General features: G+C 60.6%; 21 protein-coding genes. 9 read left to right on the top strand and 12 right to left on the bottom strand.

Annotation, left to right across the window (positions count from 1 at the left end; genetic code table 11):
- Positions 1-79: 79 nt before the first annotated feature.
- The 3 genes from KUW18_RS09610 to KUW18_RS09600 all read left to right on the top strand — a co-directional run bounded on the left by KUW18_RS09610 (position 80) and on the right by KUW18_RS09600 (position 4,027).
- Positions 80-1,120 (top strand): zinc-dependent alcohol dehydrogenase family protein, encoded by a 1,041-nt coding sequence (locus KUW18_RS09610; RefSeq protein WP_222239449.1) that lies wholly within the window; start codon positions 80-82, stop codon positions 1,118-1,120.
- 136 nt (positions 1,121-1,256) lie between these two features.
- Positions 1,257-2,411, top strand: coding sequence for a M20 family metallopeptidase (locus tag KUW18_RS09605; RefSeq protein WP_222239450.1), 1,155 nt, complete (start codon positions 1,257-1,259; stop codon positions 2,409-2,411).
- A 110-nt stretch (positions 2,412-2,521) separates the two neighbouring features.
- The gene (locus KUW18_RS09600) at positions 2,522-4,027 is read left to right on the top strand and encodes an AbgT family transporter (RefSeq protein ID WP_222239451.1); all 1,506 of its coding nucleotides are present in this window, start codon (positions 2,522-2,524) and stop codon (positions 4,025-4,027) included.
- Here KUW18_RS09600 and KUW18_RS09595 read toward each other — a convergent pair whose 3' ends face one another.
- The 5 genes from KUW18_RS09595 to KUW18_RS09575 form a co-directional block, all read right to left on the bottom strand.
- Positions 4,028-4,924, bottom strand: coding sequence for a LysR family transcriptional regulator (locus KUW18_RS09595; protein ID WP_222239452.1), 897 nt, complete (start codon positions 4,922-4,924; stop codon positions 4,028-4,030). It abuts the gene before it with no gap.
- Positions 4,925-5,127: 203 nt separating this feature from the next.
- Positions 5,128-6,162, bottom strand: coding sequence for an Ldh family oxidoreductase (locus KUW18_RS09590; RefSeq protein WP_315857951.1), 1,035 nt, complete (start codon positions 6,160-6,162; stop codon positions 5,128-5,130).
- A gap of 28 nt (positions 6,163-6,190) precedes the next feature.
- The gene (locus KUW18_RS09585) at positions 6,191-7,522 is read right to left on the bottom strand and encodes a TRAP transporter large permease subunit (RefSeq protein WP_222164318.1); all 1,332 of its coding nucleotides are present in this window, start codon (positions 7,520-7,522) and stop codon (positions 6,191-6,193) included.
- Positions 7,519-8,034 (bottom strand): TRAP transporter small permease subunit, encoded by a 516-nt coding sequence (locus KUW18_RS09580; protein ID WP_222239453.1) that lies wholly within the window; start codon positions 8,032-8,034, stop codon positions 7,519-7,521. Before KUW18_RS09580 ends, KUW18_RS09585 begins: the two co-directional genes overlap by 4 nt.
- A gap of 86 nt (positions 8,035-8,120) precedes the next feature.
- Positions 8,121-9,185, bottom strand: a complete 1,065-nt coding sequence (locus KUW18_RS09575; RefSeq protein ID WP_206944814.1) for a C4-dicarboxylate ABC transporter substrate-binding protein — start codon at positions 9,183-9,185, stop codon at positions 8,121-8,123.
- A 211-nt stretch (positions 9,186-9,396) separates the two neighbouring features.
- Between KUW18_RS09575 and KUW18_RS19890 the strand changes: the two genes are divergently transcribed.
- Positions 9,397-9,996 (top strand): helix-turn-helix domain-containing protein, encoded by a 600-nt coding sequence (locus tag KUW18_RS19890; protein ID WP_222239454.1) that lies wholly within the window; start codon positions 9,397-9,399, stop codon positions 9,994-9,996.
- A 142-nt stretch (positions 9,997-10,138) separates the two neighbouring features.
- Here the strand turns inward: KUW18_RS19890 and KUW18_RS09565 are convergent, their stop codons facing one another.
- From KUW18_RS09565 to KUW18_RS09545, 5 genes are all read right to left on the bottom strand, one after another.
- A complete protein-coding gene (locus tag KUW18_RS09565) occupies positions 10,139-11,443 on the bottom strand; it encodes an amidase (protein WP_222561258.1) in 1,305 nt (434 codons plus the stop codon).
- A gap of 38 nt (positions 11,444-11,481) precedes the next feature.
- Positions 11,482-12,270 carry a sulfite exporter TauE/SafE family protein gene (locus KUW18_RS09560; RefSeq protein WP_222561257.1) on the bottom strand — a complete coding sequence of 263 codons (789 nt, stop codon included), beginning with the start codon at positions 12,268-12,270 and terminating at the stop codon, positions 11,482-11,484.
- Between the two features lie 72 nt (positions 12,271-12,342).
- Positions 12,343-13,236, bottom strand: a complete 894-nt coding sequence (locus tag KUW18_RS09555; RefSeq protein ID WP_224851999.1) for an ABC transporter substrate-binding protein — start codon at positions 13,234-13,236, stop codon at positions 12,343-12,345.
- Between the two features lie 161 nt (positions 13,237-13,397).
- Complete coding sequence (locus tag KUW18_RS09550; RefSeq protein WP_206944818.1) at positions 13,398-14,231, bottom strand: ABC transporter permease; 834 nt, start codon at positions 14,229-14,231, stop codon at positions 13,398-13,400.
- Positions 14,228-15,070, bottom strand: coding sequence for an ABC transporter ATP-binding protein (locus KUW18_RS09545; RefSeq protein ID WP_206944819.1), 843 nt, complete (start codon positions 15,068-15,070; stop codon positions 14,228-14,230). Before KUW18_RS09545 ends, KUW18_RS09550 begins: the two co-directional genes overlap by 4 nt.
- 378 nt (positions 15,071-15,448) lie before the next feature.
- Between KUW18_RS09545 and KUW18_RS09540 the strand changes: the two genes are divergently transcribed.
- From KUW18_RS09540 to KUW18_RS09520, 5 genes are all read left to right on the top strand, one after another.
- On the top strand, positions 15,449-16,159 hold the full coding sequence (locus KUW18_RS09540) for an IclR family transcriptional regulator (protein ID WP_206944820.1): 711 nt from the start codon (positions 15,449-15,451) through the stop codon (positions 16,157-16,159).
- Positions 16,156-17,106, top strand: coding sequence for a formimidoylglutamase (hutG, locus tag KUW18_RS09535; RefSeq protein WP_222164322.1), 951 nt, complete (start codon positions 16,156-16,158; stop codon positions 17,104-17,106). The genes KUW18_RS09540 and hutG overlap by 4 nt, the downstream gene beginning before the upstream one ends.
- A gap of 174 nt (positions 17,107-17,280) precedes the next feature.
- Positions 17,281-18,486, top strand: a complete 1,206-nt coding sequence (gene gltS / locus KUW18_RS09530; protein WP_206944822.1) for a sodium/glutamate symporter — start codon at positions 17,281-17,283, stop codon at positions 18,484-18,486.
- A gap of 208 nt (positions 18,487-18,694) precedes the next feature.
- A complete protein-coding gene (locus KUW18_RS09525) occupies positions 18,695-18,886 on the top strand; it encodes a hypothetical protein (RefSeq protein WP_206944823.1) in 192 nt (63 codons plus the stop codon).
- Positions 18,887-19,112: 226 nt separating this feature from the next.
- Entirely contained in the window at positions 19,113-20,078 is a 966-nt protein-coding gene (locus tag KUW18_RS09520) for an AEC family transporter (RefSeq protein ID WP_261396564.1), read from the top strand.
- Between the two features lie 247 nt (positions 20,079-20,325).
- Here KUW18_RS09520 and KUW18_RS09515 read toward each other — a convergent pair whose 3' ends face one another.
- Entirely contained in the window at positions 20,326-21,903 is a 1,578-nt protein-coding gene (locus KUW18_RS09515; RefSeq protein ID WP_222561255.1) for an aldehyde dehydrogenase (NADP(+)), read from the bottom strand.
- Between the two features lie 79 nt (positions 21,904-21,982).
- Positions 21,983-23,308, bottom strand: a complete 1,326-nt coding sequence (locus tag KUW18_RS09510; protein WP_222485013.1) for an enolase C-terminal domain-like protein — start codon at positions 23,306-23,308, stop codon at positions 21,983-21,985.
- Positions 23,309-23,323 lie beyond the last annotated feature (15 nt).

The raw sequence follows: 23,323 nt of genomic DNA, 5'->3' as shown, positions 1-23,323 counted from the left end.
CTCAAGAAAATATAGCAAAGCAATTCCTGGCCAACGCTCTAGCATGGAACGACACATTCAGCCTTTGCGAGAGTCGATCATGCGTGCCGTTGTCATTGAAAAGTTCCAGCAGTTACCCAGTGTTCGGGTGGTGAAGGATCCTGCACCAGAGCCCCACGGCGTGGTCGTCAAGGTCGAAGCGGCTGGGCTATGTCGCAGTGACTGGCATGGCTGGATGGGCCACGATGCGGATATCACCCTCCCCCATGTCCCCGGCCACGAGATGGCGGGTGTCGTGGTCGCCGCCGGCAAGGACGTCACGCAATGGAAAGAGGGCGACCGTGTCACAGTGCCCTTCGTCAGCGGCTGCGGACGCTGCCACGAGTGTCGTGCAGGCCATCAGCAAGTCTGCCACTCGCAGTTTCAACCGGGCTTCACTCACTGGGGGGCCTTTGCCGAATACACCAGCCTGCATCACGCCGACCTCAACCTCGTTGCGCTGCCAGAGGACATGTCATTTTCCACCGCCGCCAGTCTCGGCTGCCGTTTTGCCACAGCCTTCCGCGCAGTGGTGGATCAGGGGCGCGTGTCTGCCGGTGCGTGGGTCAGCGTGCATGGCTGTGGTGGCGTCGGCCTGTCTGCGATCATGATCGCCTCGGCGCTTGGCGCCCGAGTCATCGCCATCGACATCACGGACGGCGCACTGGCGATGGCCAAGAAACTGGGCGCCGTTGCCACGATCAATGCCTCGCAAAGATCGGATGTGGTGGAAGCGATTCAAGACATCAGTGCCGGCGGCGCTCACCTTTCCTTTGATGCCCTGGGCACTCAGGTCACCTGCAGCAACTCGATCATGGGACTACGTACCCGAGGCCGGCACGTACAGATTGGGCTGCTGGCTGGGGAGCACCGGGCACCGGCGATCCCCATGCACAAGGTGATCGCCGAGGAGCTTGAACTTGTCGGCAGCCACGGCATGCAGGCTCACCGCTATGACGCCATGCTGGGGATGATCCAGCAGGGGCAGCTGAATCCATCGCTGCTGGTGGGTGATCGCATTACGCTGGATGACACTCCCGCCCGGCTCACCAGCATGGATCAGTTCAAGGGGGTGGGCGCTACGGTGATTGATCGTTTCTGACACGCCACAACTGTTGACCACCAAGCAACAATTGCATGCCTGTTGACCGCTGCATCCGTGACGCTGATTCCCCTACCTTGGCACTGCTCAGCGACGTCAAGCGTCCATGGATCATCGTCAACAACAAGGACCCAGCATGTTCACCGCGCAACAGGTCAACGAGAGTGTGGCACTGCGACAGGATCTGCATCGCCATCCCGAGCTCAAGTTCGAGGAGCACCGCACCGCCGCGATCGTGGCATCGCGACTCAAGGAGCTCGGCTACACGGTCACCGAGAACATCGCCGGGACGGGCGTCCTGGCGGAACTGGATACCGGGCGCATCGGGCCAGTGATCGCCTTTCGGGCCGACATGGATGCACTGCCCATCCAGGAGGCCAACACCTTTGACCACGGTTCACGCCATCCGGGCCTCATGCATGCCTGCGGCCATGACGGCCACACCGCCGCCCTGCTGCTGGCGGCCGAAGCCATCATCCAGCGTCGAGACGCTCTGTGCGGCCACCTCAAGCTGATCTTTCAGCCGGCCGAGGAAGGTGGCAATGGTGCCGCGCGCATGATCGAGGAAGGAGTCCTCGACAATCCCCGCGTGTCCGCCATCTTCGGCTATCACAATCGCCCCGGCTTCCCCGCTGGCCAAGTCTTCGTCAAGCCAGGACCGGCGATGGGGGGCAATGACACCTTCCGCGTGACCATCAAGGGACGTTTCGGGCATGCCGCCATGCCGCACCTCGCAGTGGACCCGATCTACGTCGGCGCCAGTGTTGTCCAGCAGCTGCAGGGCCTGGTGGGACGTCACAAGTCTCCGCTCGAGGCCGGGGTCATCACCGTCGCGGCCTTTCATGCTGGAGAGGCCGCCAATGTGATTCCCGGCGAAGCCGAACTGGTCGTCAATATCCGCAGCGATCGCGCCTCATCCCGCGAGGCCTTGGCCGGACAGCTCGAACGGGTGGTCGACGGAGTCTGCAGCGCCCACGGCGCCAGCTTCAAGATGTTCCACGAGCACCAGATTCCGCCGTTGGTCAATGACCCGGAATGGGCTGAGAAGGTTCTTACTGCGGCAAAGGAAGCGCAGGTCAGTGACGACATTCAGCAACTGGACTACATGCCTACCATGGGGGCAGAGGACTTTGCGTTCTATCTCCAGCAGGTCCCTGGCTGCTTCTTCTTTGTCGGTAACGGTGACAGTGCCTACCTGCACAACGAGCACTACGACTTCAACGACCAGATCCTGCCGGTCGCAGGCGGCACCTTCGTGGCGTTGGCGCAACACCTGATGCAAGCGAACTGACGGCGGCCCCTACCGGTGCCGGCGGTAGCAGAACAGACACCATCGACAACATTCTGTTGCTGTGTCCGCGAGTGAACGTTTCAGACAACCTCATAACAAGGTCAAGAGCCATGCAAGCCGTCCTCAGCTCCATTGAGCGTGTAGGCAACAAACTGCCTCATCCCTTCATTCTGTTCACCATCCTGGCTGCCGTGGTGGTGGTGGTTTCTGCCATTCTCGCCACCTTGGGCGTGTCGGCGGTCAACCCGCAGACGGATGCCGTGGTCCACGTGCGAAGCCTGATCTCTGCAGATGGACTGGAGTTCATGCTGACCAGCGTCGTCAGCAACTTTGTCAACTTCCCGCCCCTGGGCCTGATCCTGGTGGTGATGTTCGGTATCGGTCTCGCCGACAAGGTGGGCTTGATGTCCACCCTGATGCAGGTCAGCGTGGCCAAGGCGCCGCCGTCGCTGCTCACCTTCTGCGTGTTTCTGGCGGGCATCTGCGGCAGCATCGCCTCGGATGCCAACTACCTGATCCTGATTCCCCTGGCCGCCATGGTCTACTACTCCGTCGGTCGGCATCCGATTGCCGGTGCGGCCGCCGCCTATGCAGCGGCTGGGGCGGGCTTCGACGCCAGCCTCTTCATCACGGTCGGGGATGCGCTGTTCGCCGGTATTACCACCGATGCGGCGAGACTGGTGGATCCACAGGCGTACATCTCTCCAGTGGACAACTACTACTTCGTGGCCTGCTCCGTGTTCGTACTTGCCACGGTAGGCACCTTGGTGATCGACAAGGTGATCGAACCGCGGCTGCAACGGACCCTGCCGCTTGGCAAGGACTTTACCGCTGAGGTGGAGACCCACGAACTGAGCGCCGACGAGAAGCGCGGTCTCAAGCGTGTGGGACTGACGACGCTGGTCTATCTGGCCTTGGTACTGCTGGCCGTGCTGCCAGAGGCATCGCCTCTGCGCAACGATGAGGGAGGACTGATCCCGTCACCGTTCTTGAAGTCTCTGGTACCACTGATGTTCGGCTACTTCGTCGCCATCGGTCTGGTCTACGGCATCGCGGTGGGCAAGATCAAGACCAGCCGTGACGTCCCGCAGCGCATGGCCGAGGCGGCCAGCGAGCTGGCCCCCACACTGGTGCTGTTCTTCGCCATCTCGCAGTTCATTGCCTACTTCAAGTGGTCAGAGCTGGGGCAGTTCATTGCCATTGAAGGCTCCAACATCCTGCAGAGCACAGGCTTCACCGGCCTGCCTCTGGTTGGCGCCTTCATCCTGATGAGTGCCGTGCTCAACGTCTTCATGACCAGCGGCTCGGCCCAGTGGGCACTGATGGCACCGGTGTTCGTGCCGATGCTGATGATGATCGACTTTGACCCGGCCTTCGTGCTGGCGATGTTCCGGATTGGCGACTCAAGCACCAACATCATCTCGCCGATGAGTCCCTACTTTTCGGTCGCCCTGGTCTACATGCAGCGCTACAAACCGGATATGGGGCTGGGAACCCTGATTGCCACGATGTTGCCCATGGCGATCACCTTCCTGCTGACCTGGAGCGCCTTCCTGATGTTCTGGCTGACCATGGGCTGGCCGATCGGACCGGGGGTCTACATGATGGCAAGCTGATCACTGCATCGCCAACATCACCTTCCACAGATAGCTGGCAGCCGGCGACAGCCGCCTGCCGGCTCTGCGCACCAGATTCCCCTGACTCGCCCTGGCCATGGGGTGGTCAATGGGAATGGCGACCAGCTCTCCCGCTCGCACTTCTCGGCCTGCTGCCGCAGCGGTCATGAATGCGACACCAATCCCGGCACAGGCCAGGCGTCGAGAGATCGAATGCAGATTGCAGCGGTATGAGGGCGTGGCCAGCAATCCTGACGCACGAAAAATCGCATCGACAAAACGCTGGGACCCGGACTCGTCCGGCAGGAAGATCAACTTGTGCTGAAGCAGCTGTGTGACGCTGACAGCATCGTACTGCGCCAGCGCATGCTTTGGAGCCACCAGGGCGCACAACGCCCCTCGCTCGAAAGAGTGCACCACAAGCCTGGGGTCGGATACCGGCCCATAGGTGACCGCAATGTCGACTTCATCATTGGCGACCATTTCATGTGGTTCTCGGGGGTAGTAGATGCCCGTGCGAATATCGATCAACACATCGGGAAACTGCGCCGCCACCCGCTGCATGACATGGCGAATGAAGCTATCGACGAAGCCATCTCCCACCGACACCACCACCTTGCCACGCTGAAGGTTGCGCAGCCGGGACAGCGTATCACCGAGTTCCGAATGCAGCCGACGCTGGGCCAGGTAGCTCTCTTCCACAAGCTTGCCGGCCTCTGTCGGCACCACGTGGCGGCCCTGCTTTTCCAGCAGGGCCATGCCTAACTCCTGCTCGAGGCTTCGCACCTGGCGGCTGATCACAGAAGGATTGACATGCAGATGCTCAGCCGCTGCGCGAATACCCCCGCAACTGCAGACCTCGTGCAGATATAGCGCTCGCTTGTCCAGTAGATTCATAGGTGTCAGTCGGAAGGTGGGCAGGCATGCGGGCTACCGCATGCCTGGTGGCTTAGGCTTTGTCCGAACAGTCGACGAGCGAAGGTTAGACAAGGCAAAAATCGGTGAGAAAGCGCAGTTTACGAGGTGTAAATGAGCACTTTGAGCCGATTTTTAACGCCGTATCACCAAGCGCAGGCACTTTTCGTACAAGCCCTAGTTCATCAAGAGTTCATCAAGGCATGGATATCGTCGAGCAGTGCCTGGGACACCCAAGCACCGCGTTGGGCGCTGCGTGCACGCTCCTGATAGCGGCGCTGGGCAGGCAACCGAGCCCCCTGTCCCAACATCTGCTCGAACAGTTGCTCTGCCCTGCCCATGTCAGCGGCTCCCGCTCCTGTTCGGGCCGGATCAATGGCGATGATCAACTCCCCGTGGAAGGGCAACCCACCACGCCCATCGTCGTGATCCGTTGACTCAAGGCTCATCAAGTCACCAATCATCGGCCCGGCGATCAGCTCGACCATCAGTGCCAGCGCCGACCCCTTGTGGCCACCGAAGGGCAGCATCGCACCATGATCCAGCACTTCCGCCGGATCGGTACATGGCTGGCCATGCCGGTCTACGCCCCAGCCTTCCGGAATCGTATCGCCGGAGCGACGGTGAAGCTCAATGTCCCCCCGGGCAATGGCACTGGTGGCAAAGTCGAAGATCAGCGGTGGCTGCCCCTGCCGCGGCCAGCCAAACGCCAGCGGGTTGGTGCCGAACAGGGGACGCTTGCCTCCATGGGGAGCCATGTACGCCTGGGTCGGGTTGCAGGCAATGGCCACCAGCCCTGCCTCGGTCAGTTGCTCGAGCTCTACCCACAGGGCGGTGGCATGGACGCAACGCTGAATGGCCATTACCGCGATGCCACCCTGCCTGGCCTTGTCGATCAGAGGCGGCAGACCCAGGTTGAAGGCTGCCGGCGAAAATCCACCGTCAGCATCCACCCTGACTACCGCCGGGGCCAGGTCCTCGACACGCGGCTGTGCATCCGCGACAGCTGCGCCTTCACGTACCGTCGCGGCGATGCCGAGCAAGCGGTAAAGCCCATGGGACTGGCAAGCGTCCCATTGCGCCGCGACCAGAGTGGCCCCCAAGGCCTCGGCCTGGGCGGCGCTGAAGCCATGCTGGGCCAACACGCTGCGACATAGCGACATCATGGCCTCCCGCGTCAGGTAGGTCCCCTCTGAACTGGCGGCGTTAGTGTCCTGCATCAGCGACTCTCCTTGGAACATGATCGGCCTACTTCCATGACGGCCCACTCAGCTGATCAGGCAACCACAGCGCCAAGGAAGGGAAGGCCAGAACCAGCGCCAACACGATCAACTGTACAACGATAAAAGGAATGACCCCGGTGTACATATGCTTGAGCGTAACCTCGGGTGGCGTGATCGCCCTGAGATAAAAGATGGAAGGAGCCAGAGGCGGCGTCAGGTAACTTGTCTGCATGACCACCAGGAAGGCAACACAGAACCATATCTCATCGAACCCCAGTGCCCGCACGATCGGCATGGCCACCGGTATCACGATCAGTACCACTGAGATCATGTCCAGCACGAACCCTGCCAGGAAGGCGATCAGCAGAATCATGCCGAGGATCATCCAGGGGCTCAGCCCGGTATCCATCAGCAGCGACTGCACCGTGGCCATGCCACCGGCGGCGAAGAACACACCGGCGAACATGTTGCCCCCCAGCACGATCAGCAGAATCATCGCCGAAATATTCAAGGTCCGCTTGGCCGAGTTCCACAGCACGTCCAGGGTCAGGTTGCGATAGGCCAGCGCCAGCACCACCGAACCCAGCGCGCCACAGGCTGCCGCTTCGGTGGGGGTCGCGATACCCAGCAGGATCGTGCCAAGCACAGTCACGATCAGTGCCATCGTCGGCAGCAGCGCGCCAAAGGTGACCTTGAGCTTCTCTCCCAGGGTCGCGCTCTCACCCTCTGTTGCCGACATGCGAGGCGCCATTTCTGGCTTGAGGTACGCCACCAGCACGATGTACAGCAGGAACAGCAATGCCATCAGGAATCCGGGAAACATCAGCCCACTGAACAGTGATCCCACCGACACGCTGGCCACAGGCCCCAGTACCACCACAGTGATGGAGGGAGGGATCGCGGTGCCCAGGGAGCCACTGGCGCAGATGGTGCCCGACATCAGCGATTTGCTGTACTGATGCTTGAGCATCACCGGGATGGCCAGCAGGCCGATCACCGCCTCGGTCGCGCCCACTACCCCACTCGCTGCTGCAAACAGCGTGCCCATGATGACCGCGCCCACGCCGAGTCCGCCAGGCAGGCGCCGGGTCCAGAAATGAATGGCGGTGAACAGCCGCTCCGCGATGCCTGAACGCTCGAGCATCGCACCCATGAAGATAAACAGCGGGACCGCTGCGAGAATCGAGTTGGACGCCGTGTCTTCGATCTTGGTCAACAGCTGGTAGGCAGCAGCATCGCCAAACTGCATTACCCCGAACAGCGTCGCTACCACAATCATCGAGAAGGCAATCGGGAAGCCGGCAATGATGAAGCCAATCAGCGCCGGAAACATCACCAGGGCAAGATAATCACTCATTGGGCGCCCTCACTCTCGGTTGCCTGACCTTTCCATGCAGCAATCGCCTTGAACACTTCGGCCACGACCTGCAGCGCCAGCAGCAGAAAGCCGAGCCACCAGGTCAGGAACACCGGCCAGATCACCGGGTTCCAGGCCGACCTGCCTGAGCGTTCATTGGATAAAAGCGCTTCGTGAGCGTATTGGCCAAGCTCCCACACCAGCCAGGCCAGAACCGGCAAGAACACGGCATAGCCGATCAGTTGCACCAGGGCATTGGTGCGCCTCGACCAACGCAGCGTCATCAGATCAACGCTGACGTGCTGCCCCTGTCGCAGCGTATCGGCCATGCCCAGCATGAAGATGGCCCCCATGACCATGTAGCTGACCTCGAAGGCCCACAAGGTAGGTTGTCCCAACACATAGCGGCTGAAGACCTCGTAGACCAGCGCCGCTATCAGCGGAAAGGTCAGCAGAGCACCCAGCCCTCCTGCCCAGCGCGTCAGCCGCTCGATCGCGTGAATAAGCGTCATCTTGAATTGCCCGAAAGTAGGAAGTCAGAACAGGAAACGGCCCGGAGGAAGGGACCATCCCCTCCTCCGGGCCGCCAGCAACGATGTCAGTCCCGAGCCATGGCACCGATCGGCAGACGGTACTGCTGCCAGTTGGTCATGCTGGCCTTGAACTCACGCTGAGATTCAAGCACTCGAGCAAACCATTCGTTGCTCTCGGCGTACTCATCTTCCCACTTGCGGGTCTCCGCGTAGATGGCGTCGATAAAGTCTTGATCCAGCTGCACGATCTCGTTCGGACCGTCCACCAGTTCCTGGTAGGCCTCCAGGTCTGCATAGGAGCTCGCGAGCCAGGAGTCGAACACACTGAGCTTGCCGGCCAGACGCAGCAGCTCCTGCTGTTCGGCGCTCAGCGCGTCCCACGCCTCCTGGTTTACCTGACATTCCAGGAAGCCACCAGACTGGTGAACGCCCGGCAGCACCACGTACTGAGCCACATCCTGGAAGCCCGTTGGCTTGTTCATTTCCGGACTGCCCCACTCGGCAGCATCAATCACGCCGCGATCCAGGGCGTTGTAGATCTCACTGCCGGCCATGACCACCGTCGAGGCACCCAGGCGTGAGGCGATCTCAGCCCAGGCCCCTGACGTGCGCAGGCGCAGGCCCTGGAAATCCTCCAGCGTTTCGACCTTCTTGTTGGAGTGAAGGAAGATCTCGGTGCCAAGAATGGAGCACGGGAAGGCCACCACATCGAAGACATCACGGCGAAACTCTTCATAGAGTTCCACGCCGCCGCCCTCGTACATCCACATCATGAATTCTTCCGGCGTGAGGCCGCTGGAGTGACCGGCCAACAACGCCGCCGTCGGATCTGTGCCGTAGTCATAGTTGACGTAATTATGGCTGACCTCGGCGACCCCGGCCTTGACGGTATTGGTCACCCGCAGCGCGCCACCCAGGGTGCCACCAGGAAACACCTCGATGGAAACATCACCCGCCGTCAGCTGATTGACATAGTCGGCGAAGGTCTGGGCGTCCCGCTCCAACCACGGCCCGCCACCCCATGGGGTGGCCATTTTCCACTCCATCGGTTCGGCAGTCGCAGACAGGGAGACACTCGCGAGGGCGGCGGCAACAGTCACGCTGCCAGCCAGTCGGTTCAACTTATACATTGTTATCCTCGTTGGATTTCTTATAGGCGTACAGGAGCGCAAGGCAATGCCCAGCCGGCGTTGTTATCGATCGGCAGACACTGCGTATTAAGCATCACTATCGTGATTGAGCATTGCATATACGCAATTTTCAGTCAAAATAAATGAAAAAGACCAACAATCAACGCTCCTCCCCCATCATCAAGGACGGCAGGAGCCGCCGGAGACCTGCATGAGCGAGACCTCCACGCCACCCCGGCCCCATGAGAAAGCGCGCAAGGCCGGATCCATCGGTGACAACCTGAAAGCCCTGCGCGGCGAACGCCAGCTGACCATCGCTCAGATGGCCCAGGTATCCGGCACATCCGCCGCCAGCATCTCGCGGATCGAGAACGGCAGGCTTTCGCCCACCTACGAAGTCATCGTCAAGCTGGCCAATGCACTAAATGTGGATGTCGGCGAACTCTTCTACTACCGCGAGCGCCGTGCGCTCAGTGGCTGGCGTACGCTGACTCGCTCAGGCCAGGGAGACATTGTCGAGACTCCCAACTATCGTTTTGAATTGCTTTGCAGCGACATGGTGTCGAAGGACTTTCTGGTGTTCTCGACCACGGTGTTGAACACCAGCATTGATGAGTTTGGTGAGCTTCAACGCCACGCCGGGCATGAACAGATCGTGGTCCAGGAAGGCGAGGTCGAGGTGTGGACCGAACACTACGCCCCGGCACGCCTCAAACCAGGAGACAGCATGTCCTTTGATAGCCAGATGGGACACGCCGTCATCTCGACAAGCCCCGCCCCCGCCCGCATCCTGTGGATCTGCAGCACCTGACCCAAGGCATCGTCCGTTCGGCGCATCGCGGGGCAAGCGTTTTTCTCCCGTTGCGATAACGGCCTGGCAGACATGTACCCGCTGACAATGTCCGCCAGAGAGACGGCCGCTGTGGTAAAGCCGTTGACCTCGTCAGCCACCGTCAGACTGGCGCGATGCCCTCAAGCGCATGGGGCTGACCCGCACTGGCTTGCGCTACCAACGCACCAGCCATGGCCAGCAGCTTCTCATCCGCCCAGCGGTCCGTGATCAACTGCACCCCGATCGGCATGCCCTGGCTACCCTGTCCGATGGGCAGGTTCAGGCAAGGGACGCCCAATAGCGTCCAGGCGCGGCAGTAAAGGGGGTCCCCTGTCGCGTCGATGCCCAACGGCGCTTCGCCTGTAGCACTGGCTGCCAAAATGCCGTCGACCTGAGTCGTCAACACCCGCGACAATGACTGGCGAGCCGCAGCCGCGCGGCGCATGGCATCACGGTAGCGCGACCAGCCGATAGCTCGGCCTTCCTCGATCAATTCGACCAGCTTGGGCCCCATCTGGTCCGCAAAGGCGGCATACTCACTTGCCAGCGTCCTGGCTGACTCGTAAGCCATCACCACCTTCTGCTCCTCCACCAAGCATTCGATATCGCTGCCCAGCGCCAGAGGAACGATCTCTGCCCCTGCGTGCCTCGCCATGGCTTCTGCCTCAGCGAGTACCCGCTGAACATCCGTGCTCATGGTCGTGGCCGAGGGCAAACTGAACACCCCGAGGCGCAGCCCCTTCAGGCTGCTCGCCGGGCGGATGCTGTCCGCTCCCGTCAAACTCGAGAACACCGTGCTGACATCCTCGACGCTACGCGCGAACCAGCCGATGGTGTCCAAAGATGGCGCGAAGCCGCGGACACCGGCGGTGCTGAGCGTGTTGAAGGTGGGCTTGAAGCCGTAGACACCGCAATAACTCGCAGGTCGAATCATGCTGCCAGCCGTCTGTGTACCAAACGCGACGGGCACCATACCGGCGGCCACCGCCGCTGCCGAGCCACTGGAAGACCCTCCTGGCGTGCGCGAGGTGTCATGGGGATTGCGTGTCTTGCCCGGGGTGAAATACGCGAATTCGGTAGACACTGTCTTGCCCATGATCAGCGCACCCTGCTGCTTGAGCAGCGACACCAGAGACGCGTCAACCAGCGATTCAGACGAACGAAGATACCCCCCCGTGCCCCATGCCGTAGGGTGGTCCCTCGTATCAATGATGTCCTTGATGCCCACCGGGACACCGAACAAAGGCCGGTCAGACAGCGTAGGGTCGAGTGTGGGAGGTTCTGTGGCCAGCGCCTCCCAGGCCCTTACCTCGGGCTCGACACGCTCAATCTGCGCTACGCACTGATGCCACCAGTCCAGTCCGCTCGCCGCAGCTCCCCGGTGGTTCTGGTGAAACGCGGTAATGCTCTTCGGTGCAGTCGGCATCCGATATTCCTTAGTGTAAGTCACTCGTTGAGGCATGGTCAGAGCACCAGGGTGATCCCCACCACCACCATGGCCAGGGCAAATAGCGTTCGCAGTCGCTCAGGCGACAGGTAATGCGCCAGCTTGGCGCCGCACCTGGCGGCCGGCACACTGAACATGGCAACTCCTGCAAAGGCAGGCCAATAGAGATAGCCGAGACTTCCTTCGGGTAGGCCAGCATGGCCAAGACCCGTCATCATGAAGGTCAAGGCGCCGACGAGGGCAATGGGCAGCCCGCAGGCGGCCGAGGTACCAATCGCATGGGTCAGCCCTGCGCCATTGCGGGCAAGCCAAGGCACACTCAGGACACCGCCACCCACGCCAAACAGTGCGGAGAAGGTACCGATGGTGGTGCCGGCAGCAAACATTGCCGGCCTCCCCGAGACATGGGCTTTCTCGCTTACCCTCTTGGAAAGCAGCATGTGCGCTGCAAGCAGGAGCATGAATACACCGAAAAAGCGCTCCAGCTGACGACCATCCAAGTGATCGGCGACCAAACCGCCAAGTACCGCACCGCACATCAGCCCAGGTAGCATCAGCACCAGCAGGTCCCGCGACACAGCTCCTTTTTTCCAGTGTCCAAACGCTGAAGAGGCACCAGTCACCACGATGATGGCCAGCGATGTGCCAATCGCGAGATGCATGATGAGAGCCTCATCAACGCCCTTGAACGCCAGTGCCGAGGCAAGTGCAGGCACGATGATGACGCCTCCACCGATGCCAAAGAGTCCCGCGGCAAGCCCAGCAACCCCACCCACTGCACAGAAGAACAACAAGGCCGCCAGCATGATGTCACCCTCCTCTGTCTCAGCGCGGGTCGCAGCGCGGGCTTTTGCGATCCGCGCTGCGACACGCTGGTCCTAGTTCACGACCTTGGCGGCGAAGGAGTCATCCACGATATCTTCGTAGTACATCTCGCCTTCGATGTTGCCAACGAACTGCTGCATCTCGATGGCGTTGGTAAAGGCGTCTTCGGTAATCGTCACGCTTTCCGGATAGACGTTGTTGTCGATCATGCGCTGCACCGCCGCGTCGACCACCTCGCCGGACAGGTCACCGAACTCCTCGCGCGCCACGGCCTTGGCCACGTCAGCGTCGGTATGAATCAAGGCCAGCGAATCATTGATCGCATTGACGAAGCGCAAGACAAGATCTGGATTATCATCAATCATTTCCTGGGAGGTATTGATGGTCGAGAACGCATACTCGGGATAGTCATCAGTGAAGGCATGGATAATCTCCAGTCCCTGGGAAATACCCTGCTCGACCTGGGGCTGGTACGCCACGGCGATGTCGCCGCGTCCGGACAGCACCGGCCCAAGCTCAGAGCCATTCTGTACTTCTGTTATCTGGACCTCGCCGTCCACCCCGGCATCTTCGATCAGACGCTTGATGAGCGTATTCGACGTACCTGGCGCCAACCCGACCACGACCTCCTTGCCGGCCAAGTCTGCGGGCGAGCTATAGTCGAGGTCGGGACTTGCCAGTACCCACACCGGTGCACTGTTGGCTACCGCACTGATGGCTTTGCCGCTCCCTCCCTGTTCCTGGGCAAAGCCAACATGCTCTGGACCGTGAACAGAAAACTGAGACTCCCCCGCCAGTACCGATGCCAATGCCGCTGGCCCCGATCCGGCTGAGCGCACGACAGGCACGTCAATGTTGTACTCATTGAAAAGTCCTTCGTGCTTGGCCACATATACCGGCAAGTAGAGTAGGGAGTGGAAGGCTTCGTTGATGAGGATTGTGTCCATCTCCTGAGCGTGTGCCTGGAAAGAGGACATACCAGCAACAAGACCGAGACCCACCATCATTTTCTTGGAGCAGAAGAAAGCATTCATACTGATTTCATTCCTTGTCGTTATTTTTTCAACAGTATCACTGCAGCATCAACGACCTGCGTCGTTATCACACCTCACCTCGCGTGGTCCCAGGGAAGCAACCGCTTTTCCACTTTGGACACCACCACATAAAGAGCAATGGCGACCATCATGAGCACGATAACGCCTACCCAGACCACGTTGAGATTAAAGAGATTTCCCGCTACAAAAATCATTCGACCCAATCCACGGTCCGATGAGATAAACTCACCACCAATCTCGGCGATTAGGGCAAAACCAATATTCAAGCGGAAGGCAGAGATGATCCACGGCAACGTTGCCGGAGCCACGACTTTCGTGAACACTTCCCGCCGGGAACCTCCTAGCGATCTCATCAGATTAATCATATTTCCATCAATCTGATGGGTTCCCTGATAAGCGGACAGCAGAGCCACGACAAAGGTGGCTACGAATGCCAGCATGATCTTTGAAAACATGCCGGAGCCAAACCAGATGATGATCATCGGGGCCAAGGCGATTTTAGGCAGCCCATTCAGCGCAACCATAAACGGGTCAATGATTCGGGCAGTGGTACGCGAGAACCAGAGCAACAAGCCACAGATCGAGCCAAGCACGCTACCCAGCAAGAACCCCGCAATCGTGGCAGACACGGTCGCCAGGGTATCGTCCAGTAGCTGACCTGACTGAAGCAGACGAAGCGCTTCTTCGGCAATCCCGGATGGCGACCCCATCAAGAAGGGATTGATCCAGCCAACGCTGACTCCCACTTGCCACAGCGCAACGAGCAGAGCTATCCCTGCACCACGCCATAGATTGTCCGTCAGCAGCACCGATCTCTTCGATGCTTCACTGATGTCTTTGTTGCTACCTGCCTGAATCCTATGGGTAAAGGTCTGAGCATCGCTCATGCGGCACCTCCCGCGACCTGGATGTCCAAATCCTCCCAGATCTGATCGAAAAGGGTCTGGTATCGAACATCACTGCGAGCCTTGAGGCACGAGCCAAGCTCACGGGACAACCCAACGTCATACACCTTTTTTACGGATGTTGGGCGCTTGGTCATCACTGCGACGCGGTCCGACATGGCGATAGCTTCGCCAATATCATGGGTAATCAGGACCACGGTTTTCTTGTGTTCCTTTAGAATCGATACGATCTCTTCCTCCAGAACAAGCCGCGTCTGGTAGTCGAGTGCCGAAAAGGGTTCATCCAGAAGAATGAGGTCAGGCTCGGTAATGAGCGTGCGGATCAACGCCACCCTCTGACGCATCCCCCCAGAAAGCGTACCCGGATATTGATCAGCAAAGTCCGCCAGACCATAACGAGACAAGTGATCCTTGGCCATTTCATAGCGACGCGACTTTGACACTCCGCGAACTTCCAATCCAAGACATACGTTATCGATGATAGTTCGCCATGGAAACAGAAGATCACGTTGCAGCATGTAGCCGATTCGTGCGCCACAATGAGGGTCTCGCCCACTGAGTTCAATGACACCATCCGTGGGCTCAAGCAGGCTGGATATAATATTGAACATCGTGCTTTTCCCACACCCACTCGGGCCCACGATGCTGACAAACTCCTCCTTTTTTATATCCAGAGTAATATCTCGGATCACTTCGACAGCGCCACCGTCAGAGCTGTGAAATGTCTTCCTCACACCTTGAAGGGAAATCACACTTTCTCGACTTGGCGGGGTCGACTCAAGGTCTTCCGTAGAAAAAGCACGCACAGCTGGGGCGTTCATCTACTACCTCCTGAGCAAGGGCAGAGTCTTGAATTATGTATTTCTTATTAGGCATTTACGGTGCCACCCGGAAATTTTCCTTTTTCAATCAAAGCAATAATTAGCATCAGGGCACAGCAAATGTCAGACAAAGCAGGTGAAATGTTCACCTGTGGTGCACTGCAGCGCTGGCATTGCACCAGATCTGCCAATACCGGTGGCGACACCTCGCGCTCCTCTTCGTTGCGCTGCGTCGCTGCTCCTAGAAGGCGTTTCGCCTCGCTCCTGCACGCCCTAAGTCAAACTAAAGTCTAGGGCTTGTCATTCTCATAAATTGATAACAGTGTTTCTTCAGTAATCCTTTTGCCATATACCATTTATCAAAATACGAGGTACGCCATGACTCCTTCCGACCGCATGCTGGCACTGCTTTGCTGCCTCGCCAATCAAGGCGGTGCCATGACGGTGAAGGCGCTAGCCGCTCAAACTCAGCAACCCACGTCCACCGCTTATCGTCACCTGCGTCAGTTGCTGGCCTGGGGAATGGTCAGTGAGCGGGAAGGTGGGACCTATGCCCCAGGCCCGCAGGCTGTGCGGCTGCAGCAAGGCTTTGAGCGCAGCAACGACTTGCTCAAGTGGGCGCGTCCCGTGCTGATGGAGCTGACCGACCTGACTGAGGAAGGGTCGGCCCTGCTGGTGCCCGTGCGCGATCACGCGCTGTGCGTCGACATGATCGACAGCTCACAGCCATTGCGCTGCTGCTACCACCGCGGCCAGGTTCAGCCCCTGCTGAAAGGCGCCAGTGCCCGTGCACTGCTTGCGTTCATGAGTGACGAGGAAAGAGCCATGGCGCTGGCGTTACGAACGCCAAAGGAACAGAGCGACGCGCTCACAGGACTCGAGCAGATACGTGCCCAGGGGGTCGCCACCAGCCTAGGTGAGATCGACGGAGGCATCTGGGGTGCCAGCGCCCCAGTCTTCTCCGCTCGCGGCAAGCTCAAGGCTGTCGTCAGTCTGATGGCACCAGAGGCTCGAGTTCGCCATAAGACCGCCTGGTTGGCAGACCAGGCCCGCAATAGTGCGCTTCGACTAGGAGAACTACTGGAGTGACGAGTAGCAGCAAGTGTTCACAGGCCCCATGGTCATGGCATGGGCGAATCGACAGCGAAGAGATTGGCCAGTCACTACGCTGGCATCAAGTCGTGCGTCCCGTCGCCGAGGCCTCAGCACCTGGCCGAGTACTGGTGGGCTTCTGCTCGGATGCGGGAGTTGCCCGCAACAAGGGTCGCACTGGAGCAAGTGAGGGCCCCCTGGCCATCCGGCGTCAGCTGTCCAACCTGGCCTTTCATCTCCACACTCCGGTGTACGATGCGGGCGACATCAGCTGCCACGGTGATGAACTGGAACATGCCCAGCGGGCCTTCGCTGATCAAGTGACGGAGTTGCTGGACCAAGGGCATCGGGTCATTGGCCTCGGCGGAGGACACGAAATCGCCTTTGCCAGCTTTTCCGGACTCCTGCAGCATGCCCAACAGCGTCAGTCCCCCCCGTGGATCGGCATCGTCAACCTGGACGCACACCTCGACTTGCGCCAGTCCAGCGTCGCCAGCTCCGGTACGCCGTTTCGACAGTGCGCAGAGCTATGTGCCGAGCAGGGCGTCGAGTTCCGCTATACCTGCCTGGGAGTGAGCCGTGCGAGCAACACTCAGGCGCTGTTTGATCGTGCCGAGGCGCTGGGCGTCGATTGGGTCCTGGATGAGGACTGCCGTTCTATCAGTAGCCCTAGCGTCATGGACGCACTGGATCGACTGCTGGCCCAGGTAGACATGGTCTATCTGACCATTTGTCTGGACGCTCTTCCCGCCTGGGTCGCTCCTGGCGTCAGCGCGCCATCCGCCAGAGGTATCGAACTGTCCTTCATCGAGGACGTCATCGATCACCTGTCGTCCCGCACTGAGCTGCCGGTCGTGGATGTCGCCGAAATGAACCCGAGCCTGGATAACGACTCCCGCACCGCTCGAGTCGCCGCGCGGTTGATCGAGCGACTGGCCCGCTGATCTCAGCGCCGATCCTGCATGGCGCAACGACGCCATACCGAAACGACAAACGACAAGACAACACCCTGCCATGGTGGACGTCCTGCCAGCCGCCCCGGCAGACGCTGACAAGGGAACGCCACCGGCCTTCACTCCGCTGCCTCGAAGCAGCACAAAAACCGCTGGAGCACACTCATGCACATTACTCTCGATGCTGTGGCCACCACAGCATTGGCCTTGCTGTTACTTGCCACAGGCGCTGGGCTGAAGCGTCGTCTGAACTGGCTAGAGCATTTTTGCGTTCCCACGCCGGTCATCGGTGGCTTTGGCTTCGCCCTTCTCGCGTGGCTGCTGCGTGACATGGGGATCGTCACCTTCGAGCTCGATACCGCCATGCAGAGCCCACTGATGATTGCCTTTTTCACCACCGTAGGACTGGGCGGCAGCCTTGCGCTACTGAAAAAGGGGGGCAAGGCGCTAGGTGTCTATCTGGTGGCTTGCTGGCTACTGGCGCTGATGCAAAATGGGGTGGGTATTGGCATGGCCAGCCTGCTCGGCCTGGACCCTCTGATCGGGCTTATGGCCGGCGCCACTTCGCTTGAGGGCGGGTTCGGTGCTGCCGCTGCCTTCGGTCCCGAAGCCGAAGCCCTGGGTGCACAGGGCGCTGCCACTGCGGCGATTGTGTCGGCGACCTTCGGGATGATCGTCGGTGGCGTGATCGGCGCCCCTATCGCCCGCTGGATCATTGACCGTCGCCAACTGCCGCTGGTCAGCGAAGACGTCCATGACCTCGAGCGTCTTGCCGAAGCTGAGCGCCCGACCCAGGGACAGCTTGACGGCCGTGTCCTGTTGAACGTGCTGGCCGTGGTCGTACCGGTCATGGTGCTGGGAGTCTGGTTCAAGGGTCTGCTGTCCAGTCAGCTCGGTATCATCTTGCCAAGCTACGTCGGCGCCATGTTTGTGGCGATCCTGCTGCGTAACCTCAACGATCGCTTTCAATGGATCAGCCTCCCGGACAATGCCCTGTCCAGCGTAGGGGACGTCGCACTGGGCATTTTCCTGACCATGGCGATGATGAACCTGAAAATCTGGCAGCTGCAGGAGATGGGCGGGCCGTTGCTGCTGATACTTCTGGTCCAGACGCTGGCCATTGTCATGCTGGCGATCTTTGTCCTGTTCCGCCTGCTTGGACGCAACTATGACGCGGCCGTGCTGACGGCAGGCTTCATCGGTCATGGCCTCGGGGCCACCCCAAACGCGGTCGCCAACATGAGCGCCGTCTGCGATCACTATCGCGTCATTTCCCATAAGGCCTTCATCATCGTTCCCTTATGCGGAGCGGTACTGATCGATATCGTGGCCATTCCGGCCATCACCTGGTGCCTGAATGCCTTTGCCTGATCAGCTACAGCAGGCGCCTGGGCTGACCATGTCGAACAGGGGCTGGCCAACGGCCCCGTAAGACCAAGGCACCCAAGGGATCAAGAGGCTCAAGGGGCTGAAGAGGTTTAAGAGAGCCGAGAGACCAGGAGAGCTAGAGATAGCAGCAGCGATGGCGGCCAAAGTCGTGTTAAATTTACCTTATATGGTTTCTCAGGACTGACGCCCCATGTTCAAGCCCCTTCTGATCTGCTTCACGGCGCTGTTTGCACAACTTGCCCTGCTCCACTGGGTCGACGTGCGAACCACCCAGGCTCCGCCAGCAGCCACCCCGGTGGCGACGGTAACCACCGTCACCACCCGGGATGATGACCTCAGCGAAAAAAGTGACGAAAAAGCGACTGACACCCACGACGCTTGAAGCGCCTTGATCCGGCCTGCCAGGCACCTTATCTGGATGCCTCGGCGGGCTCCTGCCAGCGGCTTGACGCTCGCCCTGGCGACCCGCTCTCATGGGACGCCCAAACAATCAGCCCGCTCTAACGACACGCCCTAACGACCACCCTGCCCTGCAAGGTCTCCAGAAGACTCAGGACGATATCCTCTTTTCCCGAGACAATTAATCATACATAGTATCTAAAAGCACTTTGTCGACGAGGAGTCCTGTCATCGATCTGCCACTACTGTCCAGCACCCTCGGCGTCAGTCTTCCGGTCTTTACCATGGTATTCATCGGCGCAGCCCTCAGGCGCCTGGGTTGGATCGACCAATCCTTCGTGAACACCGCGTCAAGCCTGGTATTTCGGGTCACCATGCCGACCCTGCTGTTCCTGAGTCTGTTGCGGGCCACCCCGGGGGATGACCTCAAGCTCGGGCTGGTAGCGTTTTATCTGGGCATCTCTGCGGTCATCTTCTTTATCATCTGGGCCTGGGCCCTGTGGCGCTGCCCCAGGGAGGACCGCGGGGTCTATGTACAAGGCGCCTTTCGCGGCAACTGCGGTATCGTCGGTCTTGCCCTGTCGGCCAACATGTACGGCAGCACCGGCCTATCACTGGGCAGCATCATGGCCGGCGGCATCATTATCGTAAACCTGGTCATGTCAGCTATCGTGCTGTCCGTCTACAGCCCCGTCGTCAGCTCGCGTCCGCTGGATATCCTCAAGGACGTCGCCACCAATCCGCTGATCATCGGTATCGCCGCAGCTCTGCCGCTGACCTACCTGCACGTCGATCTGCCAAGCTGGCTGATGACGTCAGGCGACTACCTGGCCTCTCTATCGCTGCCGCTGGCCTTGATCTGCATTGGCGGAAGCCTGAGCATCAAGGCCGCCAGGGAAAGCGGAGCCCTGGCCCTATCCGCAAGCCTGTGGAAACTTGTACTGATGCCAGCCATCGGCGTTGGCCTGGCCTTGGCAGCAGGCTATCGAGATACCGAACTTGGCATGCTGTTCCTGTTTCTGGGCAGTCCTACCGCCGCCGTTGCCTATGTGATGGCTCGCGGCGCGGGTGCCAATGAACACCTCGCTGCCAATATCATCATGCTCAGCACCCTATTGAGCATCGTCACCATCAGCCTGGGGTTGCTGCTGCTGAGTGTTTGGCGCTTGATCTAGACGCTCAGCACATGCCAGTGGCACGCAATTGGTCGCTCGCGATGAATTGACGCCACACTTGCCATAAGAAGGGGCACCAGAAGAGCCGCAATCTGGTGCACGACACCCCAGGCAACCTCACTGAATGAGACACTTCTGGCGCTTCACAAGATGGCTCCTATGCCAAGGCCATGAAAAAGCCCGGTGATAGTATCACCGGGCCTTGGTTACCTCTTGAGGGATAGGGATAGTGCCAGCTAGATCCGCATCAGGACTCGCGCTTGCCATCCACCAGACGACGGAGCTTGAGCGGATTGCCGTCTTTCAGCGCGTCAGGCAGCAGGCTGTCGGGCAGGTTCTGGTAGCACACCGGACGCAGGAAGCGGTGAATGGCAGCGCTGCCTACAGAGGTGGTACGCGAGTCCGAGGTCGCCGGGTAAGGGCCACCGTGAACCATGGCGTGGCATACCTCGACACCGGTCGGCCAGCCGTTGGCCATCACTCGGCCAGCACAACGCTCGAGGATCGGCAGCAGACCACGGGCGGCGTCGACGTCGCCATCGTCCATCTGCAGGGTGGCGGTCAGCTGGCCTTCCAGACCCTCGGCCAGGGCCTTGACCTCATCGAGGTCGGCACACTGCACCACCAGGGAGGTGGAGCCAAACACTTCCGCCTGCAGGGCGTCATCCTTGAGGAAGTCCTGGGCGTCGGCCACGAACAGCCCTGCCTGACACTGGTTGGGACCGTCGCCTGCCGGGCCGCGCGCCACTTCCCGGGCACTCTGGCTATCCGCCAGGGTCTTCACGCCCTGGGTGTAGGCGTCATGAATGCCGGGGGTCAGCATGGTCTGGGCGGACGCCGACCGGATCGTCTCGGCGGCGGCCTCGACGAAGCCGTCCAGCGCCTCGCCCTTGACCGCAATGACCAGGCCCGGATTGGTGCAGAACTGGCCGGCGCCCATGGTCAGTGAACCGATAAAGGCCTCGCCCAGCTCCCGGCCACGGGCCTTGAGGGCCTCGGGCAGCAGGAATACCGGATTGATCGAGCTCATCTCGGCGTAGACGGGAATCGGCTCGGGGCGTGCCTGCGCGGTCTGCATCAGCGCGGTACCGCCACTGCGGGAACCGGTGAAGCCCACGGCCTTGATCCGCGGATCGCTGACCAGGCCCTGACCCACTTCACGACCGGAGCCATAGAGCAGCGAGAACACGCCTTCGGGCAGCTCGCAGCGGGCCACCGCCTTTTGCACCGCGCGACCGACCAGCTCGGAGGTGCCGGGGTGGGCCGAGTGGGCCTTGACGATGACCGGGCAGCCGGCGGCCAGGGCCGAGGCGGTATCACCACCGGCCACCGAGAAGGCCAGGGGGAAGTTGGAGGCGCCGAATACTGCCACCGGCCCCAGCGGGATCTGACGTTGACGCAGGTCGACCCGGGGCAGCGGCTGACGCTCGGGCAGGGCCGGATCATGGCGCACGTCCAGCCATTCGCCGGCACGCACGACGGAGGCGAACAGCCTGAGCTGGCCGCAGGTGCGTCCGCGCTCGCCGTTCAGGCGCGCCTGGGGCAGGCCGGACTCCTGCATGGCGCGTTCGATCAGGGCATCGCCGAGGGCTTCGATTTCATCGGCGACGGTCTCGAGGAAGGTCGCACGGGCCTCGAGGCTGGTCTCGCGATAGCGATCGAAGGCGGCCCAGGCCAGCTCGCAGGCCTGGTCGACTTCGGCCTTAGAGCCGGCGGCGTAGCCGGGCTCCAGGGTCTCGCCGGTGGCCGGATTGATGGCATGGATGGCCTTGCCGCTGGCCGCCACGGCCTGGCTGCCAATGAGTTGCTTGCCTTGCAGAGTCATGAAAAGGTCTCCTGTGATGGGTCGCGTGCGCGCTGACAGCGGACTATCAACGTGCTGTCAGCGCGCTATCAACGCGCTATCAGCGGACTAAGGCCGGGCGCTTGGGATCAAACTCCCAGCCGTCGATCAGATACTGCATGGCCATGGCATCGTTACGGCTGGTGACATCCAGACGCTGGTACTTTTGGTGGGCTTCCATCAGCTTGTCATCATCAATCTCGACGCCAAGGCCAGGGGTGGTCGGGACCTTCAGCTTGCCGCCCTCGATCTTGAACGGTTCCCTGGTGATACGCTGCCCGTCCTGCCAGATCCAGTGTGTATCAATGGCCGTGATGTTGCCGGGGCACGCCGCCGCAACGTGGGTCATCATGGCCAGCGAGATATCGAAATGGTTGTTGCTGTGGGAGCCCCAGGTCATGCCCCACTCATGGCACAGCTCACCCACCGCCACCGCTCCCTGCATGGTCCAGAAGTGGCAGTCCGCCAGCGGAATGTCGACCGCGTTCAGCTGCACCGCCAGCTTCAATTGGCGATAGTCGGTGGCGATCATGTTGGTCGCGGTGGCAAGGCCGGTACGACGCTTGAACTCGGCCATGGTCTCGCGCCCGGAGTAGCTGCCTTCCTGACCGCAGGGGTCTTCAGCATAGCTCAGGATATCCTTGATCGGCTCAAGCACGCGTACCGCCTCCTCCAGCGACCAGGCACCGTTGGGGTCCAGGGTCAGACGTGCGTCAGGGAAGGCCTCGTGCAGGGCTCGGATGCAGTCGGCCTCTTCTTCGCCGCGCAGTACCCCGCCCTTCAGCTTGAAGTCCTTGAAGCCGTAGCGGTCGTAAGCCGCCTTGGCCAGATTCGCCACCGCCTCAGGGGTCATCGCCTTCTGATAGCGCACCTCATCCCAGGCGTCTACCGGGTCAGCCACCTTGGGATAGGGCAAGTCGGTCTTGTCTGGGTCCCCCAGCAGGAACAGATAGCCCAGTGCCTCGACCTCATCACGCTGGCGTCCGTACTGGCCCAGCAGATCCGCGACCGGCATCCCGAGTGCCTGACCGAACAGGTCATAGAGCGCCGACTCGATGGCGGTGATCACATGCACTGCCACCCGCAGATCGAAGGTCTGGCGACCGCGCTCTTCCGGGCCATTGCGTGACAGCACCTGGCGAGCCTGGCTCAGTACCTGCTTGACCTCGTTGACTCGGGCCCCTTCCACCAGGGAGCGACACTGCTCGAGCCCCTTGAGGATACCGTCGCTGGAGGGAATCTCCCCCACCCCGCGATTGCCTGAGGCGTCTTCCAGCACCAGCACGCAGCGAATGAACCAGGGCGCATGTCCGCCGCTCAGGTTCAGCAAAAAACCGTCTTCACCGGCAACCGGCACGATGTTCATCTTGGTGATCTTGGGGAACATGAATACATGGCCTCT

The sequence above is a fragment of the Halomonas sp. DP5Y7-2 genome (assembly GCF_019802025.1).
Lineage (GTDB): Bacteria > Pseudomonadota > Gammaproteobacteria > Pseudomonadales > Halomonadaceae > Halomonas > Halomonas litopenaei_A.
The sequence above is the reverse complement of the archived record's forward strand: the minus strand, read 5'-3'. Positions and strand labels throughout refer to the sequence as shown.

What these genes read in the sequence shown, in the direction of transcription:
- KUW18_RS09515 (WP_222561255.1), bottom strand. Translation starts at nt 21,903, where the DNA reads ATGACTCTGCAAGGCAAGCAACTCATTGGCAGCCAGGCCGTGGCGGCC.
- KUW18_RS09555 (WP_224851999.1), bottom strand. Translation starts at nt 13,236, where the DNA reads ATGGACACAATCCTCATCAACGAAGCCTTCCACTCCCTACTCTACTTG.
- KUW18_RS09610 (WP_222239449.1), top strand. Translation starts at nt 80, where the DNA reads ATGCGTGCCGTTGTCATTGAAAAGTTCCAGCAGTTACCCAGTGTTCGG.
- KUW18_RS09595 (WP_222239452.1), bottom strand. Translation starts at nt 4,924, where the DNA reads ATGAATCTACTGGACAAGCGAGCGCTATATCTGCACGAGGTCTGCAGT.
- KUW18_RS09560 (WP_222561257.1), bottom strand. Translation starts at nt 12,270, where the DNA reads ATGCTGGCGGCCTTGTTGTTCTTCTGTGCAGTGGGTGGGGTTGCTGGG.
- KUW18_RS09585 (WP_222164318.1), bottom strand. Translation starts at nt 7,522, where the DNA reads ATGAGTGATTATCTTGCCCTGGTGATGTTTCCGGCGCTGATTGGCTTC.
- KUW18_RS09575 (WP_206944814.1), bottom strand. Translation starts at nt 9,185, where the DNA reads ATGTATAAGTTGAACCGACTGGCTGGCAGCGTGACTGTTGCCGCCGCC.
- KUW18_RS09605 (WP_222239450.1), top strand. Translation starts at nt 1,257, where the DNA reads ATGTTCACCGCGCAACAGGTCAACGAGAGTGTGGCACTGCGACAGGAT.
- KUW18_RS19890 (WP_222239454.1), top strand. Translation starts at nt 9,397, where the DNA reads ATGAGCGAGACCTCCACGCCACCCCGGCCCCATGAGAAAGCGCGCAAG.
- gltS (WP_206944822.1), top strand. Translation starts at nt 17,281, where the DNA reads ATGCACATTACTCTCGATGCTGTGGCCACCACAGCATTGGCCTTGCTG.
- KUW18_RS09525 (WP_206944823.1), top strand. Translation starts at nt 18,695, where the DNA reads ATGTTCAAGCCCCTTCTGATCTGCTTCACGGCGCTGTTTGCACAACTT.
- KUW18_RS09550 (WP_206944818.1), bottom strand. Translation starts at nt 14,231, where the DNA reads ATGAGCGATGCTCAGACCTTTACCCATAGGATTCAGGCAGGTAGCAAC.
- KUW18_RS09600 (WP_222239451.1), top strand. Translation starts at nt 2,522, where the DNA reads ATGCAAGCCGTCCTCAGCTCCATTGAGCGTGTAGGCAACAAACTGCCT.
- KUW18_RS09590 (WP_315857951.1), bottom strand. Translation starts at nt 6,162, where the DNA reads ATGCAGGACACTAACGCCGCCAGTTCAGAGGGGACCTACCTGACGCGG.
- KUW18_RS09510 (WP_222485013.1), bottom strand. Translation starts at nt 23,308, where the DNA reads ATGTTCCCCAAGATCACCAAGATGAACATCGTGCCGGTTGCCGGTGAA.
- KUW18_RS09545 (WP_206944819.1), bottom strand. Translation starts at nt 15,070, where the DNA reads ATGAACGCCCCAGCTGTGCGTGCTTTTTCTACGGAAGACCTTGAGTCG.
- KUW18_RS09540 (WP_206944820.1), top strand. Translation starts at nt 15,449, where the DNA reads ATGACTCCTTCCGACCGCATGCTGGCACTGCTTTGCTGCCTCGCCAAT.
- KUW18_RS09580 (WP_222239453.1), bottom strand. Translation starts at nt 8,034, where the DNA reads ATGACGCTTATTCACGCGATCGAGCGGCTGACGCGCTGGGCAGGAGGG.
- KUW18_RS09565 (WP_222561258.1), bottom strand. Translation starts at nt 11,443, where the DNA reads ATGCCGACTGCACCGAAGAGCATTACCGCGTTTCACCAGAACCACCGG.